Genomic DNA, 13,845 nt, shown 5'->3' on the forward strand with positions numbered 1-13,845 from the left:
CACGGTAGGGCTAGGGCCTGTCTGGCAATTCCCGTCTGCCGCGCGACGCCTGGCACGCACTCTCGCCGCACCGGGCGTAAGGCCAAGTACATCCAGTACGAGGCCTTGCACCCGGCACGCCGAGAGCACGCACCAGACGCCGCGCGGCCGCCCTCCGGGCAACGACGGGAATTGCCAGACAGGCCCTAGGGTCGGCCCATGACCCACGAGTACGAGAACGATCCGCGGGAGCTGCGCGAGCACTGGGCCCGCACCCTGCGCGCGACGACGGACACCCCGGACATCGACCCGTACCCGTACGCCGACAATCTGCTGGGCCGCTGGGCCGAACCGCAGCGCAAGTACCACACCACCGCTCACCTCGCCGCGGTCCTCGACCGGATCGACGTACTGGAGGGCCACGCGGCCGAGCCCGAGCTGGTCCGGCTCGCCGCCTGGTTCCACGACGCCGTGTACCTGCCGGAGCGCTCCGAGAACGAGGAACGGTCCGCGGTGCTGGCCGAGCGCGCGCTGACGGAGACGGGGCTGCCGGCCGGGCACGTCGCTGAGGTGGCCCGTCTGGTGCGCCTGACCGTCACGCACGACCCGGCCGAGGGCGACGCGAACGGCGAGGCCCTGTGCGACGCCGACCTGGCGATCCTGGCCGCGCCCCCGGAGGCGTACGCCGCCTACACGAAGGCGGTCCGCGAGGAGTACGGCTTCGTCCCCGACGAGGCGTTCCGCGAGGGCCGGGCCGCGATCCTGCGCCAACTCCTGGACCTGTCACGGCTTTTCCGCACACCGCACGGCGCGGCCCACTGGGAGTCCCCGGCCCGCGACAACCTCACGACGGAACTCGACCTTCTGGACACATCCCTCTGAACCGCCCGACGGGACGGCGGCGGCGGAATGCCACCTCCGCAGCCCCGGTTGACTCCTTACATGCCGCCAAATCCCACCCGTATGCCCCTGGCCGTCTACATACTCGGACTCAGCGTCTTCGCCCTCGGCACGAGTGAGTTCATGCTCTCCGGGCTGCTCCCGGCCGTCGCCGACGACATGGACGTCACGATCCCGCAGGCCGGCCTGCTGATCTCGGCGTTCGCGATCGGCATGGTGGTGGGTGCCCCGCTGCTGGCCGTGGCGACACTGCGGCTGCCCCGCCGCACCACTCTGATCACGCTGATCTCCCTGTTCGGCCTGGGTCAGATCGCGGGTGCGCTCGCTCCGACCTACGCGATCCTGTTCACGTCCCGCGTCGTCTCGGCGCTCGCCTGCGCCGGATTCTGGGCGGTGGGCGCGGCGGTCGCCATCGCGATGGTGCCGGTGAACCAGCGGGCCCGCGCGATGGCCGTGATGATCGGCGGCCTGTCGATCGCGAACGTCCTCGGCGTCCCCGCGGGCGCCTTCCTCGGCGACGGGCTCGGCTGGCGCGCCGCGTTCTGGGCGGTGGGCGCGGCCTCGGCGATCGCCCTCGTCGGCATCGTCACGCTCGTCCCGCCGATCCCGGTCCCGGCCGAGCGCCCGCAGCTGAAGAAGGAACTGGCGATCTACCGGGACCGCCAGGTGTGGCTGTCGGTCGCGATCACCGCGCTCGCGGCGGGCGGCGTCTTCTGCGCGTTCAGCTATCTCTCGCCGCTCCTGACCGACGTCGCCGGGCTGCCGGAGAGCTGGGTCCCGCTGGTGCTCGGCCTGTTCGGGATCGGCGCGCTGGTCGGCACGACGATCGGCGGCCGGATCGCGGACGCGCACCTCTTCGGGGTCCTGCTGACGGGCATCACGGCGTCGACCGTCTTCCTCGCGGCGCTCGCCCTGCTCGGCCACTTCGAGATCGCGGCGGTGGCCCTGTCCTTCCTGCTGGGCCTGTCCGCCTTCTACACGGCTCCGGCGCTCAACGCCCGTATGTTCAACGTCGCGGGCGCGGCCCCCACCCTGGCCGGCGCCACCACGACCGCCGCCTTCAACCTCGGCAACACGGGCGGCCCCTGGCTCGGCGGCACGGTCATCGACGCCGACCTCGGCTACCCGGCCACGGCGTGGGCGGGCGGCGCGATGACGGTGGTCGCACTCGCGCTGACGGCGGTGTCACTGCGCCTGCACCGCCGCCAGACACCGTCGAAGATCGTGACAGGCTCGCCGACGGCTGCCCCAGAGGTCACGCAGGCCGTCCCTTCGGCCGCCTCAGCCCCGCGTCCGTGATCCTGCGGACCAGTTCCTTCGAGCCGACCGCGACGGCCCCGGCGCGCACCGCGTCCTCGTACCGGTGCGACGGAATGTCGTAGTGGTCGCGCTCGAAGGCGCGCCGCGGGGCCCCCAACCGCTCGGCGAACGCGTGGAGTTCGTCGAACGACGCATCGCTGACCAGGTGCGACCACATGCGGCCGTGGCCGGGCCAGGTCGGCGGGTCGATGTAGACGGTCACCCGCCCGTCACCCCGTGACCGTGCCGAGCGAGCCGACCGGCGCCACGACGACGCCCGCCTCCGAGCACACCCAGTGCGGGTCGGCGCCCAGCTCCGGCTCTACGTCCAGGGCGTGCGGGCCCTCCGCGCCCGAGCCGGGCCCGCACACCGGGCACAGCGGCCAGCGGCCGTAGCGCTCCAGGAGCCCGTCCTTGACGTCCTGGGCGACGAGCCCGGCGACGAACTCGACGCCCTCCGGCCACTGCTCGACCCACCAGCGGCGGGATGTGATCGACTCCTCGACCAGCGAGACGACGTCCGGGTCGGCGGCGTCCACCGCTTTCAGGTCCGCGAGGACGAGCGCGCGGGCCTTGTGCAGGGCCTGCTCCAGGGGGCTGATGGTGTCCATGCATCAATTGTGCGCCTCTTGACCCCCCACCCTTTTGAAAATATCTTTCAGTCGTGAGCAATGACGTGAAGGAAAGTTTCTCGAACGACGCGCCGCCCGCCCCCGCGGCCCTCGCCGCCAAGGTGCGCACGCTCGCGCCGTCGATGACCCGCTCGATGCAGCGGGTCGCCGAAGCGGTCGCCGCCGACCCGGCGGGCTGCGCGGCCCTCACGGTCACCGGCCTCGCCGAGCTCACCAGCACGAGCGAGGCGACGGTGGTCCGCACCGCCCGCATCCTCGGCTACCCCGGCTACCGGGACCTGCGCCTCGCGCTCGCCGGGCTCGCCGCCCAGCAGCAGTCGGGCCGGGCCCCCGCCGTCACCGCCGACATCGCCGTCGACGACCCGATCGCCGACGTGGTCGCCAAACTCGCCTACGACGAACAGCAGACCCTCGCCGACACCGCGGCCGGCCTCGACACCGTGCAGCTCGGCGCCGCCGTGACCGCGCTGGCCGGCGCCCGCCGCGTCGACGTGTACGGCGTCGGCGCCTCCGGGCTCGTCGCCCAGGACCTCGCGCAGAAGCTGCTGCGCATCGGGCAGATCGCGCACGCGCACTCCGACCCGCACCTGGCGATCACCAACGCGGTGACGCTCCGCTCGGGTGACGTCGCCGTCTCCATCACGCACTCCGGTGCCACCGGCGACGTGATCGAACCGCTGCGTGTCGCCTTCGAGCAGGGCGCGACGACGATAGCCATCACCGGGCGCCCCGACGGGCCCGTCTCGCAGTACGCCGACCACATCCTCACCACGTCCATCGCCCGCGAGAGCGAGCTGCGGCCCGCCGCGATGTCGTCCCGGACGAGTCAGCTCCTCGTCGTGGACTGCCTGTTCGTCGGCGTCGCCCAGCGCTCCTACGAGACGGCCGCGCCCGCTCTCTCGGCCTCCTACGAGGCCCTGGCCCACCGCCACCGGGCCGCTCCGCGGGGGGCCAGGTCGTGAGTGCGGGTCGCCGCCGCGGGCCCGTCCGTAGCCGGTCGACCGCGGCCCGGTGGGGGCTGATCGCGCAGTTCCCCGCGCCCCTGAAGCATGCGGCTCCGCCGCAGCCCCAGGCCTGAGATGGCGCACGCAGTGCGCATCTCAGGGGCGCGGGGAACTGCGCGAGCAACCACGATGGCGCCGCACTCGCAGAACAACCCATTGAGGGGCGCGGGGAACTGCGCGAAAAGCCCCACCGGCCCGCACTCGGCAACAAGACCGCACTCGGCAGACGCCACCCCGTAAACCCGCCACGAACACCCGCCGCACAAGAAAGAGCCGCCGAACATGACCACCACCGACGCCGCCGCCGAGGGCAACTACGGCGAGCTCAGGGCCCAGCTGGCCACCCTGACCACAGAAGCGTTCCGCCCGGAACTCGCCGAGATCGACCAGCGCTCCACCCTGGAGATCGCCCAGATCATGAACGGTGAGGACGCGACCGTCCCCACCGCCGTCGCGGCCCAGCTCCCCCAGATCGCCGCCGCGATCGACGGCACGGCCGAGCGGATGGCCCGCGGCGGCCGCCTGATCTACGCGGGCGCGGGCACGGCCGGCCGGCTCGGAGTCCTGGACGCGTCGGAGTGCCCGCCCACCTTCAACACCGACCCGGCGGAGGTCGTCGGCCTGATCGCGGGCGGCCCGTCGGCGATGGTCACCGCGGTCGAGGGCGCCGAGGACTCCAAGGAACTGGCGGCCGAGGACCTGGACGCGCTGAAGCTGACGGCGAACGACGTGGTCGTCGGCATCTCCGCCTCCGGCCGCACCCCGTACGCGATCGGCGCCGTCGAGCACGCGCGGACCGGCGTGGGCGCGCTCACCATCGGCCTGTCCTGCAACGCGGACAGCGCCCTCGCCGCCGCCGCGGACCACGGCATCGAGGTCGTCGTCGGCCCGGAGCTGCTCACCGGCTCCACCCGGCTGAAGGCGGGCACGGCGCAGAAGCTCGTCCTGAACATGCTGTCGACGATCACCATGATCCGGCTCGGCAAGACGTACGGGAACCTCATGGTCGACGTACGCGCGTCGAACGAGAAGCTGCGGGCCCGCTCCCGCCGCATCGTCTCCCTGGCCACGGGCGCCGAAGACGCCGTCATCGAGGCCGCACTCGCCGCGACGGACGGGGAGGTGAAGAACGCGATCCTCGTCGTCCTCGGCGAGGTCGACGGGCCCACGGCGGCCCGTCTGCTGGCCGAGTCCGACGGCCATCTGCGCGCCGCGCTCGCCGCGGCCGCCACTTCTTGACCCTGTCCGATCCTGTCCCTTCAGTACTCCCGTACTCCTGTACAGAGCAAGGCACCACGCACATGACCGAGAACAAGAACCGCGCCATCGCCGCCGCGATCCTCCCGCTCGTCGGCGGCGCGGCGAACGTCACTTCCGTCGTCCACTGCATGACCCGGCTCCGCCTGGGTCTGGCCGATCGTTCGCTCGTCCAGGACGAGGCGCTGAAGGCGCTGCCCGACGTCATGGGCGTGGTCGAGGACGAGACGTACCAGATCGTCCTCGGCCCGGGGAAGGTCGCCCGGGTCACCCCCGAGTTCGAGACGCTGGTCGCGGAGGCCGACGTCCCGGCCGCCGCTCCCGCCCACCACACGACGGCCGACGAACTGGCCGACCGGGGCGCCGAGCTGAAGGCTGCCCGCAAGGCGAAGAACGCCACGCCCCTCAAGCTCTTCCTGCGCCGGATCGCCAACATCTTCGTCCCGCTGATCCCGGCCCTGATCGGCTGCGGCATCATCGCCGGCATCAACGGCCTGCTCATCAACCTGGAGTGGCTGCCCGGCGTCACCCCCGCGCTCGCCGCGATCGCCTCCGGCTTCATGGCGCTCATCGCGGTCTTCGTCGGCTACAACACGGCGAAGGAGTTCGGCGGCACCCCGATCCTCGGCGGCGCGGTCGCGGCGATCATCGTGTACGCGGGCGTCGCGAACATCGAGGCCTTCGGCCAGAAGCTCTCGCCCGGCCAGGGCGGTGTGCTCGGCGCGCTGGGCGCGGCGGTCCTCGCGGTCTACGTCGAGAAGTGGTGCCGCAAGTGGGTCCCCGAGGCGGTCGACGTCCTCGTCACGCCCACCCTCACGGTCCTCGTCTCCGGGCTGGTCACGATCTTCGGCCTGATGTACGTCGCCGGTGAGATCTCCACCGGTATCGGTACGGCGGCGAACTGGCTCCTGGACAACACGGGCGCGTTCGCGGGCCTGGTCCTGGGCGGCCTCTTCCTCCCTCTCGTCATGCTGGGCCTGCACCAGGCGCTCATCCCCATCCACACCACCCTGATCGAGCAGCAGGGCTACACCGTCCTCCTCCCCATCCTCGCGATGGCGGGCGCGGGCCAGGTCGGCTGCGCGATCGCGGTCTTCAAGCGCCTCAAGCACAACAAGTCGATCCGTACGACGATCAAGTCGGCGCTCCCGGCGGGCTTCCTCGGCGTCGGCGAACCCCTCATCTACGGCGTCTCGCTCCCCCTCGGCCGCCCGTTCATCACGGCGTGCGTCGGCGGCGCGGCGGGCGGCGCGTTCGTCGGCCTCTTCTCGATGCTCGGCACGAAGGTCGGCTCGACGGCGATCGGCCCGTCCGGCTGGGCCCTGTTCCCCCTCCTCAAGGGCAACCACGGCCTGGGCACCACATGCCTCATCTACGGCGGCGGCCTCCTCATCGGCTACGCCGTCGGCTTCCTGGCCACGTACTTCTTCGGCTTCAGCAAGCAGATGCTCTCCGAGCTGAACCAGGACGTGGACGCGGGCGAGTCCCCGGCGGCCCGAGCGGAGGCCGTCCCGGCGAGCCCGGAACCGGCAAAGGTCTGACCCCGCGCAGCTTCCCTGGGTGGCACCCCGCGGGCGCGGGGTGCCACCCGCGTTGTCCATACATATGCGCGTCCAAGGCCCTAGCCTGGCCGCATGAGTGACATGCTCGACGACGCGTCCGACGAGCTCGCCGCACGAGAAGCGGAGCGCCACCGAGACGACCCCACGGTCGGCATGGCCGACGTGCTTGCGGACCTTTTCGAGGACGACGGAACCCAGATCGACGAAACGCACCACGCCCGCTGGAAGCTCGCGAGCGAAAAGAAGGTCATTGAGGCCAGTGCCGAACCGTCCGAGACCGACGCCGAGCGTGCCGAGATCCGTCTGGCGATGGCCTCCGCCAAGGCGGTGTACGACCGCCGCCGGGAACTGGGCCGGACCCAGGCCCAGTTGGCCGACCGCGCCCATCTCACCCGGACCGAGATCTCCCGCATCGAGGGCGCGGACGCCGTCCCCACACTCCCCTTGCTGCGCCGCCTGGCCGCAGCGATGAACGCGTCCCTGAACATCACCCTGGACGCCGACCACGAAGAGATCACGTTCACGGAGTACGAGCCGCTGGACGAGACGGCGTACCTCCTCCGCAGCCCGGAGAACGCGCGACGAGTTCGCCAGGCGATCGAGAACCTGGAGGGCGGCTGCCGCCACGAACGGCCCTGATCACGGCAGCCGCCCCTCCTGATTGACCACGCTCACCCGCGCCCGCAGCTCCTCCGACACCGGCGCGGGCGCCACCGCCTCGGGCGGGCAGTCCCACTCGACCCCACCCCCCGGTGGCCGCAGCTGCACGAATCCGCCCTCGCGCGCCATCACCTGCCCGACGCGCCCGTCCCGGGTGTCGATGACGTACGGCCCGAGGCTCATCGCCGGTTCCTCTCGTGCAGCACGGCCACCATCCGCATCGCCGTATCCAGGTTCACGCACCCGAGATCGACCAGCGGATACGGCGCCACCCCCGCCGCCGACACGGGATCGACCCGCAGGGACGGCAGCACCACACCCAACACCCCGAACACCTCGCGCAGTTCACCGATGGTCTCCTCGACCACCCGGAACCGCTCCGCGTCCCGCACCACCATCGCCCGCTCCTTCACGCCGAGTTCTGATTACGGCACACAGCGTGACCAATACGCCTCTACGCTGGCCAGGGGCAACGGCCCAACAGAACCGACTGCTGGACCGGGAGCTGACGCGTATGACCGGACCCAAGGACCTCGACCCCTCGTCCCGCCGCATCATGATCGGCGAAGAACTCCGCCACGCCCGCGAACGCGCGGGCCTCACCCAACAGGCCCTCGGCGAACCGCTGTTCGTCAGTGGCTCCTACGTGGGCCAGATGGAGGCGGGCACGCGACGCATCCTGCCGGATATGGCGCGCCGGCTGGACGAGACCCTGGGCACGGGGGGCTTTTTCGTACGGCATTGCGTCAAGGCGAACAGGTCGAAGCACCCCGAGCAGTTCGCGGAGGCGGCCGAGGCTGAGGTCCTAGCGACCTCGATCATGGAGTACGGAGCCATGCTCATCCCCGGCCTGCTCCAGACTCCGGACTACGCGCGCGCCGTCTTCCTCGACTACCAGCCCACGGCGCCCGACGAAGCGATCGATAAGCTTCTGACCGCTCGTATCGAGCGCGCCCGCCTCCTCGACAATCCAACAACCCCGTTGTTGTGGGTCGTCCTGGACGAGGCGGCGCTCCGCCGACCGGTCGGCGGACCAAGCGTGATGACGGCGAACCTGTGCCACATCGCGGACCTGATGCGCAGGCGCAGGGCCGTCGTACAGGTGCTCCCGTTCTCGACGGGCGGCCACGCCTCGCTGCACGGATCGCTCAAGCTCATGTACTTCGACGATGCTCCACCGCTCACCCTGATCGAGGCCCCCGCCACGGGGCGCCTGCTGGACGATCCGGCCACCGTCGCACGCCACCAACTGTCCTACGATCTGCTCAGGGCCAACGCGCTCACTCCGAAGCAGTCCCTGGCCCTGATCACTTCAGTGGCAGAGGATTACGACCATGAAGATCACGAACCGCGAGCCTGACCTGACCTCCGCCACGTGGCACAAGTCCACGTACAGCGGCGGCGAGGGCAACAACTGCCTTGAGGTGGCCCAGGACTTCCCTGGCGCTGCCTGGCGGAAGTCCACCTACAGCGGGGGCCAGGGCGGCGACTGCCTCGAAGTCACCCCCGACTTCCCCGGACTCGTCCCGGTCCGCGACTCCAAGGACCCCCACGGCCCGAAGCTCGTGTTCCGGGCGGAGCCCTGGTCCGCGTTCATCGCCGACCTGCGGCGCAGCTGACCCGAAGCTCAAGCGCCGAGCTTCGAGCTCTGCTTTCAAGGATTGGGAGGTGGGTCTCAACCCACCCACCCTCCCTGCGCGTTGGGAAGCTCGGACACTTTCCGGCACCGGCTTGCCACACAGGGTGACGACGCTCTAACGTGCCCGATAACCGAACGACCCCCGCCGGTGCGCCAACACCGAAACGGGGGTCTGTCCACCGAGACCTAATCCACAGGAGATCTCGTGGCTGACGCCCACTTTAGTGCTGCCTCCACCGCACCGCACCCCATGGCCAACCCGGGCTACGGCAAACGTTCCGCCCCGGACGAACTCCGCCGCACAAACGACGACTTCGCACACCTCCCGGCCCGCGAAGCACACATCGCCGGGTTCATCGACCGGCTGCCCGACGGCTCCGACATCTCGGTGAAGCTGCTCTCCCGCTGTCTCCCGTACGGGCAGGCCGCGATGAGCACGGCCCTCAACAACATCCAACGCGCGGGCCACTTGAGGCGCGGCCGGGAACACGTACACGGCTCGGGGAGCGCACGCTGGGTGACGCGCACCTGGTTCTCCCGTACGGCGCGCGGCGACGCGTGGTGGGCGGCGTACGCGATGGGCGACGTACCGGAAGCGACACCCGAGGTACTCGAACCGACCCAACGCCCCACTCGCACCCGCGCGTTGCTCCTCCTCGCGGCGCTCGGCCGCACCGCCCCCTCCCTGGCGCTGTCCGTCACCGAATGCGCGCGGCTCGCACCCGAGGCGGAGCGCTGGTTCACCCGGGGCGCGACCGAGGACGACCTGCTGCGCGCGTTGACGGCCGGTCTGCCCACCCCGGTCCACAGCCCGGCCGCCCTGCTCCACCGCCGCCTCGTCGACAAGCTCCCGCCACCGGCCCCGGTCGCGACCCGCCCGATCCTGCGCCTCATCGAGTGCGGCAAATGTGGAGCGCCCGGCCACCCCGAGGCCCTGCCCGACGGCTTCTGCGACCTGTGCGCAGGCACCCGCGCCACCCGCAGGCCACCCGCTCCCCTGGAGCCGGAAACGGTCCGCACCCGCGCGGCGGAGGTCCGCAAGGGGCTGTGGTCCTGGCGGGAACGGGCCCGGGTGTGACGGCGGCGCGGGCTCCACATGCGGCAGGCTCCACATGCGGCGGACGCCGCCCTCCCGCATCCTGGCCCCATGGCTGAGAGCACCCTTTCGAAGATCTCCTGGACAGAGTTCCGCCCCGACCAGCGGCGGCTGGTCACCGGTGCCGCGCTGACCGGTGCGGGCATGCTCGTCGCCGCGGCGGGCGTCGGCGTACTCGTCTACGAGCTGGCCCGCGCGGGCCGCACCTGGACCGGAGGCTGGCAGGTGCCGCCGACCGAGATGGCGTCGCGCGCCTTCCACCAGGCGCAGAGCGCGGCCCAGGCCGGACGCGACGCCTGGACCAGCTACCAGGAGTCGCCGGTCCGCTGAAGCGGGCTGATAGCCGTCGATGCCGATCATGCTCTCCCCTCCCCCTCCCTCACCCCCACACTCGGCCGCTCACTTGGCGCCGCCGCTGTCCAGGCGGACGAGCATCTTGCCAGTGTTCGCGCCGCTGAGGACGCCCAGGAACGCGGCCGGGGCGTGGTCGAGGCCGTGCACCACGGTCTGCTCGGTGTGCAGGGTGCCATCGGCCAGCCAGGCGGCGCCCTGCTTGATCCAGTCGGGGAAGAGGCTGAAGTACGAGTTCACCAGCATGCCGCGCAGGCTGAGCTCCTTGGTGTACGCCTGGAAAAGGTTGGTCGGGCCCGGCACCGGGGCGGTGGCGTTGTACGCGCTGATCGCGCCGATCAAGGCGAAGCGGGCGCCGGGGCGGGCGGCGGCCACGGCCGCCTCCAGGTGGTCGCCGCCGACGTGGTCGAGGTAGATGTCGATACCTTCGGGAGCTGCCTTCGCCAGCTGCTCGGCGATGGGGGCGGCCTTGTAGTCCAGGGCCGCATCGAAGCCGAAGTCGTCGAGCAGCTTGGCCGTCTTGGCCGGGCCGCCCGCCGAACCGATCACCCGCGCGGCGCCGAGGCGGCGGGCCAGCTGCCCGGCCACGCTGCCGACGGCGCCGGCCGCGGCGGAGACGAACACCACGTGGCCCTCCTGCACCGGCGCGACCTCGGTGACGGCGGCGTACGCCGTCAGACCGGTGGTTCCCAGCGCCCCCAGGTACGCCTCGGCAGGGGCGAGCGCCGTGTCGACCACGGAGACCGCGGCGGCGTCCAGCGCTGCGTACTCCCGCCACCCGGCGAAGTGCGACACCGTGGCACCGGCCGGGACCGCCGGCGCCCGGGAGGCGACGACCTCGCCCACCGCGCTGCCCTCGAGTGCGACGCCGAGCTGGAACGGCGGGATGTAGGAGGGGACATCGGTCATCCGGCCGCGCATGTACGGGTCGACCGACATCCAGTCGTTGCGGACCAGGATCTCGCCGTCGGCCAGGTCCGCCGGTATGTCGGCGTGGACCAGGTCGAAGTTCTCGGCGCCGGGGGCGCCGGTGGGGCGCGAGGCCAGGCGGATCTCGCGGCTGGTGCGGGGGATGGCGGCGGGGGTGCGCGTAGGGGTGGTCATGAGTGGCTCCTAGAGGTGGTTCCGGGAGTTCCCCGCAGCAGCACGAAGGCGAGGACAAGGGCCGCCGCCACGAAACCGGCGGCGGTCAGGAAGGCCGCGTGATAACCCTCGAGCAGCGCGGACCTGGCGGCCTCGCCGCCGGATCCGAAGCTGTCCGCGCTGCCCGCTTCGGGGCCGCTCGTACGGGCGGTGACGACCGCGCTCATCACGGCGAGGCCGATGGCGCCGCCGATCTGCTGCGTGGTGTTGAACAGGCCGGAGGCGATGCCGGACTCCTCGGGGGCGACGGCGGCCATGCCGAGCCCCATCATGGCGGGCGCGGCCAGGCCGAAACCGATGCCCATCAGCAGGGACGCGGGCAGGAAGTCCACCGAGTACGTGCCGTCCGCCCGGCTGAACGACAGCAGCACGAAGGCCGCCGTGATCAGGACGAGCCCCAGGTACAGGAGCGGCCGCTGCCCGAACTTCATGATCAGGCGGGCCGAGAGGCCGAGCGAGATCGCCGCGATGACAGCGGCGACCGGCATGAAGCCGAGCCCCGCCGCGAGCGCGCTGTAGCCAAGCACCTGCTGCAGATACAGCGTCCCGAAGAACAGCAGCCCGAACATGCCTGCGATCACCATGAACTGCGCGGCGTTCGCCGCGGTCAGCCGCCGCGAGCGGAACAGCCGCAGCGGCAGCAGCGGCCGCTCGGCGCGGGCCTGCCGTACGACGAATCCGGCGAGCAGCGCGAGGGCGAGCACGCCGAGCAGCAGGGTCCGGGCGGAGGCCCAGCCGGCCTGCTCGGCGTCGACGATGGTGTAGACGAGCAGCATCATGCCGGCCGTGGCCAGGGCGGCACCGAGGAAGTCGGTCCCCTTGTCCAGGCCCTGCGACTCGTCCTTACGGATCGCACGAAGGCCGAGGGCGATGACCGCCGCGCCGATCGGTGCGTTGATGAAGAAGATCCAGTGCCAGCTGAGCAGGTCGGTCAGGACGCCGCCGAGCAGTGGCCCGACCGTGCCGCCGCCCGCGGAGGCGAAGCTGTAGGCGCCGATGGCCTGGGCTTGCCGGCGCGCGTCGGTGAACTGGGTCGCCACCATGCCGAGAATGCAGGCCGAGGCGATCGCGCCGCCGACGCCTTGCAGGAACCGGAAGCCGATCAGCGTGGCCTCGCTGGTCGCGAATCCGCACAGCAGCGACGCCGCGCTGAAGAGTGCGACGCCGACGAGGAAGACCCGCTTGCGCCCGATCAGGTCACCGAGTCGGCCGGCGAGCATCAGCAGCCCGCCGAACGGGACGACGTAGGCGTTGACCACCCAGACCAGATTCTCCGCGGAGAAGCCGAGGCCGCGCTGCACGGTCGGGAGGGCGACATTGACGATGTTCTGGTCGACGACGATCATCACTTGCCCGATGCAGAGCACGGTGATCGTCAGCCAGGGCGATGTGGCTCGCGGCCGCTCGGCCACGGCCTTCGCGGTGACCGCCCGCCCGGTCACGGTCTGCCCGTGAAGGTACGGACGTAGTGCTCGGCGATCTCGTCGCTGGTGGCCGCCCACACACCCGGGTGGTTCACGACGTATTCCAGCGCCTGGTCGAGGTACTTGGCCCGGAACGCCTGACCGATGACGAACGGATGCAGCGCCAGCGCCATCACCCGGCCGTCGGCGGCCGAATCGTCGTACAGCTGGTCGACCTGGTCCTTGACCAGCTGCACGAAATCGGGCCCGGTCATGCCGTGCGTGGTGAAGAGTCCGAGGTCGTTGAGCTCGACCGAGTACGGCACGCTCAGCATGCCAGGGATGTTCAGCGGGTACGGCTGATCGTCATTGGTCCAGTCGAGCACATAACCGAGGCCGAGCTCGGCAAGCAGCGTCGGCGTCCGGAAGGTCTCGGTGAGCGCCGGGCCGAGCCAGCCGCGCGGCCGCTGCCCGGTGGCCTTCTCGATCGTCTCGACGACGCCGATGAGATAGCCGCGCTCGTCCTCCTCTGTCATCCCGGCCTGCAGGGTGGAGTTGTCGCGGCCGTGCGCGAGCCACGCCCAGTTACGGGCCAGACCGGCCTCGACGATCTGCGGATAGTGCTCGCAGACGGCGGAGTTGAGCAGCGCGCTGGCGCGTACGCCGTGCCGGTCGAGGGCCTGCATGACGCGCCAGATACCCACCCGGACGCCGTATTCGCGCCAGCCGTGGTTCAGCGGGTCCGGGACGAGCGCGGCGGTTGCCTCGTTCAGACTGGTCGAGGGGGTGCCGAGCTGGAAGTGTTCGATGTTCAGCCCGACGTAGAACGCCACCCGGGCACCGCCGGGCCAGCTGAAGCGCTCCCGCTCGGTGATCGGACTGTAGTCGTAGAGCTCGTTGTCCATTGCCATGGCTTAGAT

At 71.2% G+C, this 13,845-nt stretch carries 17 protein-coding genes; 10 read left to right on the top strand and 7 right to left on the bottom strand.

Going from position 1 to position 13,845, the window contains the following annotated elements; all coding sequences use genetic code 11:
- The first annotated feature begins 198 nt into the window (after window positions 1-198).
- Window positions 199-861 (top strand): HD domain-containing protein, encoded by a 663-nt coding sequence (locus ABD366_RS04290; RefSeq protein ID WP_324765978.1) that lies wholly within the window; start codon window positions 199-201, stop codon window positions 859-861.
- 81 nt (window positions 862-942) lie between these two features.
- Entirely contained in the window at window positions 943-2,178 is a 1,236-nt protein-coding gene (locus tag ABD366_RS04295) for a Cmx/CmrA family chloramphenicol efflux MFS transporter (protein WP_324766040.1), read from the top strand.
- Here ABD366_RS04295 and ABD366_RS04300 read toward each other — a convergent pair.
- Together ABD366_RS04300 and ABD366_RS04305 are read right to left on the bottom strand one after the other, a co-directional pair.
- The gene (locus ABD366_RS04300; RefSeq protein ID WP_324765979.1) at window positions 2,135-2,401 is read right to left on the bottom strand and encodes a DUF4031 domain-containing protein; all 267 of its coding nucleotides are present in this window, start codon (window positions 2,399-2,401) and stop codon (window positions 2,135-2,137) included. The genes ABD366_RS04295 and ABD366_RS04300 overlap by 44 nt on opposite strands.
- 7 nt (window positions 2,402-2,408) lie before the next feature.
- Window positions 2,409-2,789, bottom strand: coding sequence for a hypothetical protein (locus ABD366_RS04305; RefSeq protein WP_324765980.1), 381 nt, complete (start codon window positions 2,787-2,789; stop codon window positions 2,409-2,411).
- Window positions 2,790-2,842: 53 nt separating this feature from the next.
- Here ABD366_RS04305 and ABD366_RS04310 point away from each other — a divergent pair, with 53 nt between their 5' ends.
- The 4 genes from ABD366_RS04310 (at window position 2,843) to ABD366_RS04325 (ending at window position 7,272) form a co-directional block, all read left to right on the top strand.
- Complete coding sequence (locus ABD366_RS04310; RefSeq protein ID WP_324765981.1) at window positions 2,843-3,772, top strand: MurR/RpiR family transcriptional regulator; 930 nt, start codon at window positions 2,843-2,845, stop codon at window positions 3,770-3,772.
- 324 nt (window positions 3,773-4,096) lie between these two features.
- Window positions 4,097-5,053 (top strand): N-acetylmuramic acid 6-phosphate etherase, encoded by a 957-nt coding sequence (gene murQ / locus ABD366_RS04315; protein WP_324765982.1) that lies wholly within the window; start codon window positions 4,097-4,099, stop codon window positions 5,051-5,053.
- A gap of 62 nt (window positions 5,054-5,115) precedes the next feature.
- Window positions 5,116-6,612: a PTS transporter subunit EIIC gene (locus ABD366_RS04320; RefSeq protein WP_324765983.1), complete on the top strand. Its 1,497-nt coding sequence runs from the start codon at window positions 5,116-5,118 to the stop codon at window positions 6,610-6,612.
- A gap of 93 nt (window positions 6,613-6,705) precedes the next feature.
- Window positions 6,706-7,272 (top strand): helix-turn-helix domain-containing protein, encoded by a 567-nt coding sequence (locus tag ABD366_RS04325; protein WP_324765984.1) that lies wholly within the window; start codon window positions 6,706-6,708, stop codon window positions 7,270-7,272.
- On the opposite strand, the gene ABD366_RS04330 is transcribed toward ABD366_RS04325, so the two are convergent.
- Together ABD366_RS04330 and ABD366_RS04335 are read right to left on the bottom strand one after the other, a co-directional pair.
- Entirely contained in the window at window positions 7,273-7,476 is a 204-nt protein-coding gene (locus ABD366_RS04330; RefSeq protein WP_324765985.1) for a hypothetical protein, read from the bottom strand.
- The gene (locus ABD366_RS04335; RefSeq protein ID WP_324765986.1) at window positions 7,473-7,691 is read right to left on the bottom strand and encodes a hypothetical protein; all 219 of its coding nucleotides are present in this window, start codon (window positions 7,689-7,691) and stop codon (window positions 7,473-7,475) included. Before ABD366_RS04335 ends, ABD366_RS04330 begins: the two co-directional genes overlap by 4 nt.
- A 116-nt stretch (window positions 7,692-7,807) precedes the next feature.
- Between ABD366_RS04335 and ABD366_RS04340 the strand changes: the two genes are divergently transcribed.
- The 4 genes from ABD366_RS04340 (at window position 7,808) to ABD366_RS04355 (ending at window position 10,358) form a co-directional block, all read left to right on the top strand.
- Window positions 7,808-8,653 (top strand): helix-turn-helix domain-containing protein, encoded by an 846-nt coding sequence (locus tag ABD366_RS04340; protein ID WP_324765987.1) that lies wholly within the window; start codon window positions 7,808-7,810, stop codon window positions 8,651-8,653.
- Complete coding sequence (locus ABD366_RS04345; RefSeq protein ID WP_324765988.1) at window positions 8,628-8,912, top strand: DUF397 domain-containing protein; 285 nt, start codon at window positions 8,628-8,630, stop codon at window positions 8,910-8,912. Before ABD366_RS04340 ends, ABD366_RS04345 begins: the two co-directional genes overlap by 26 nt.
- A gap of 270 nt (window positions 8,913-9,182) precedes the next feature.
- A complete protein-coding gene (locus ABD366_RS04350; RefSeq protein ID WP_324766041.1) occupies window positions 9,183-10,010 on the top strand; it encodes a hypothetical protein in 828 nt (275 codons plus the stop codon).
- Window positions 10,011-10,079: 69 nt separating this feature from the next.
- Entirely contained in the window at window positions 10,080-10,358 is a 279-nt protein-coding gene (locus ABD366_RS04355; RefSeq protein WP_324765989.1) for a hypothetical protein, read from the top strand.
- A gap of 69 nt (window positions 10,359-10,427) precedes the next feature.
- Here ABD366_RS04355 and ABD366_RS04360 read toward each other — a convergent pair whose 3' ends face one another.
- From ABD366_RS04360 to ABD366_RS04370, 3 genes are read right to left on the bottom strand one after another with little or no spacing between them, the layout of a single operon-like run.
- Window positions 10,428-11,483: an NADP-dependent oxidoreductase gene (locus ABD366_RS04360; RefSeq protein WP_324765990.1), complete on the bottom strand. Its 1,056-nt coding sequence runs from the start codon at window positions 11,481-11,483 to the stop codon at window positions 10,428-10,430.
- Entirely contained in the window at window positions 11,480-12,964 is a 1,485-nt protein-coding gene (locus ABD366_RS04365) for an MFS transporter (protein ID WP_324765991.1), read from the bottom strand. The genes ABD366_RS04360 and ABD366_RS04365 overlap by 4 nt, the downstream gene beginning before the upstream one ends.
- On the bottom strand, window positions 12,961-13,836 hold the full coding sequence (locus ABD366_RS04370) for a polysaccharide deacetylase family protein (protein WP_324765993.1): 876 nt from the start codon (window positions 13,834-13,836) through the stop codon (window positions 12,961-12,963). The genes ABD366_RS04365 and ABD366_RS04370 overlap by 4 nt, the downstream gene beginning before the upstream one ends.
- Between the last annotated feature and the right edge of the window lie 9 nt (window positions 13,837-13,845).

This window comes from Streptomyces kunmingensis (assembly GCF_039533535.1).
In the GTDB taxonomy this organism is placed as follows: domain Bacteria; phylum Actinomycetota; class Actinomycetes; order Streptomycetales; family Streptomycetaceae; genus Streptomyces; species Streptomyces kunmingensis.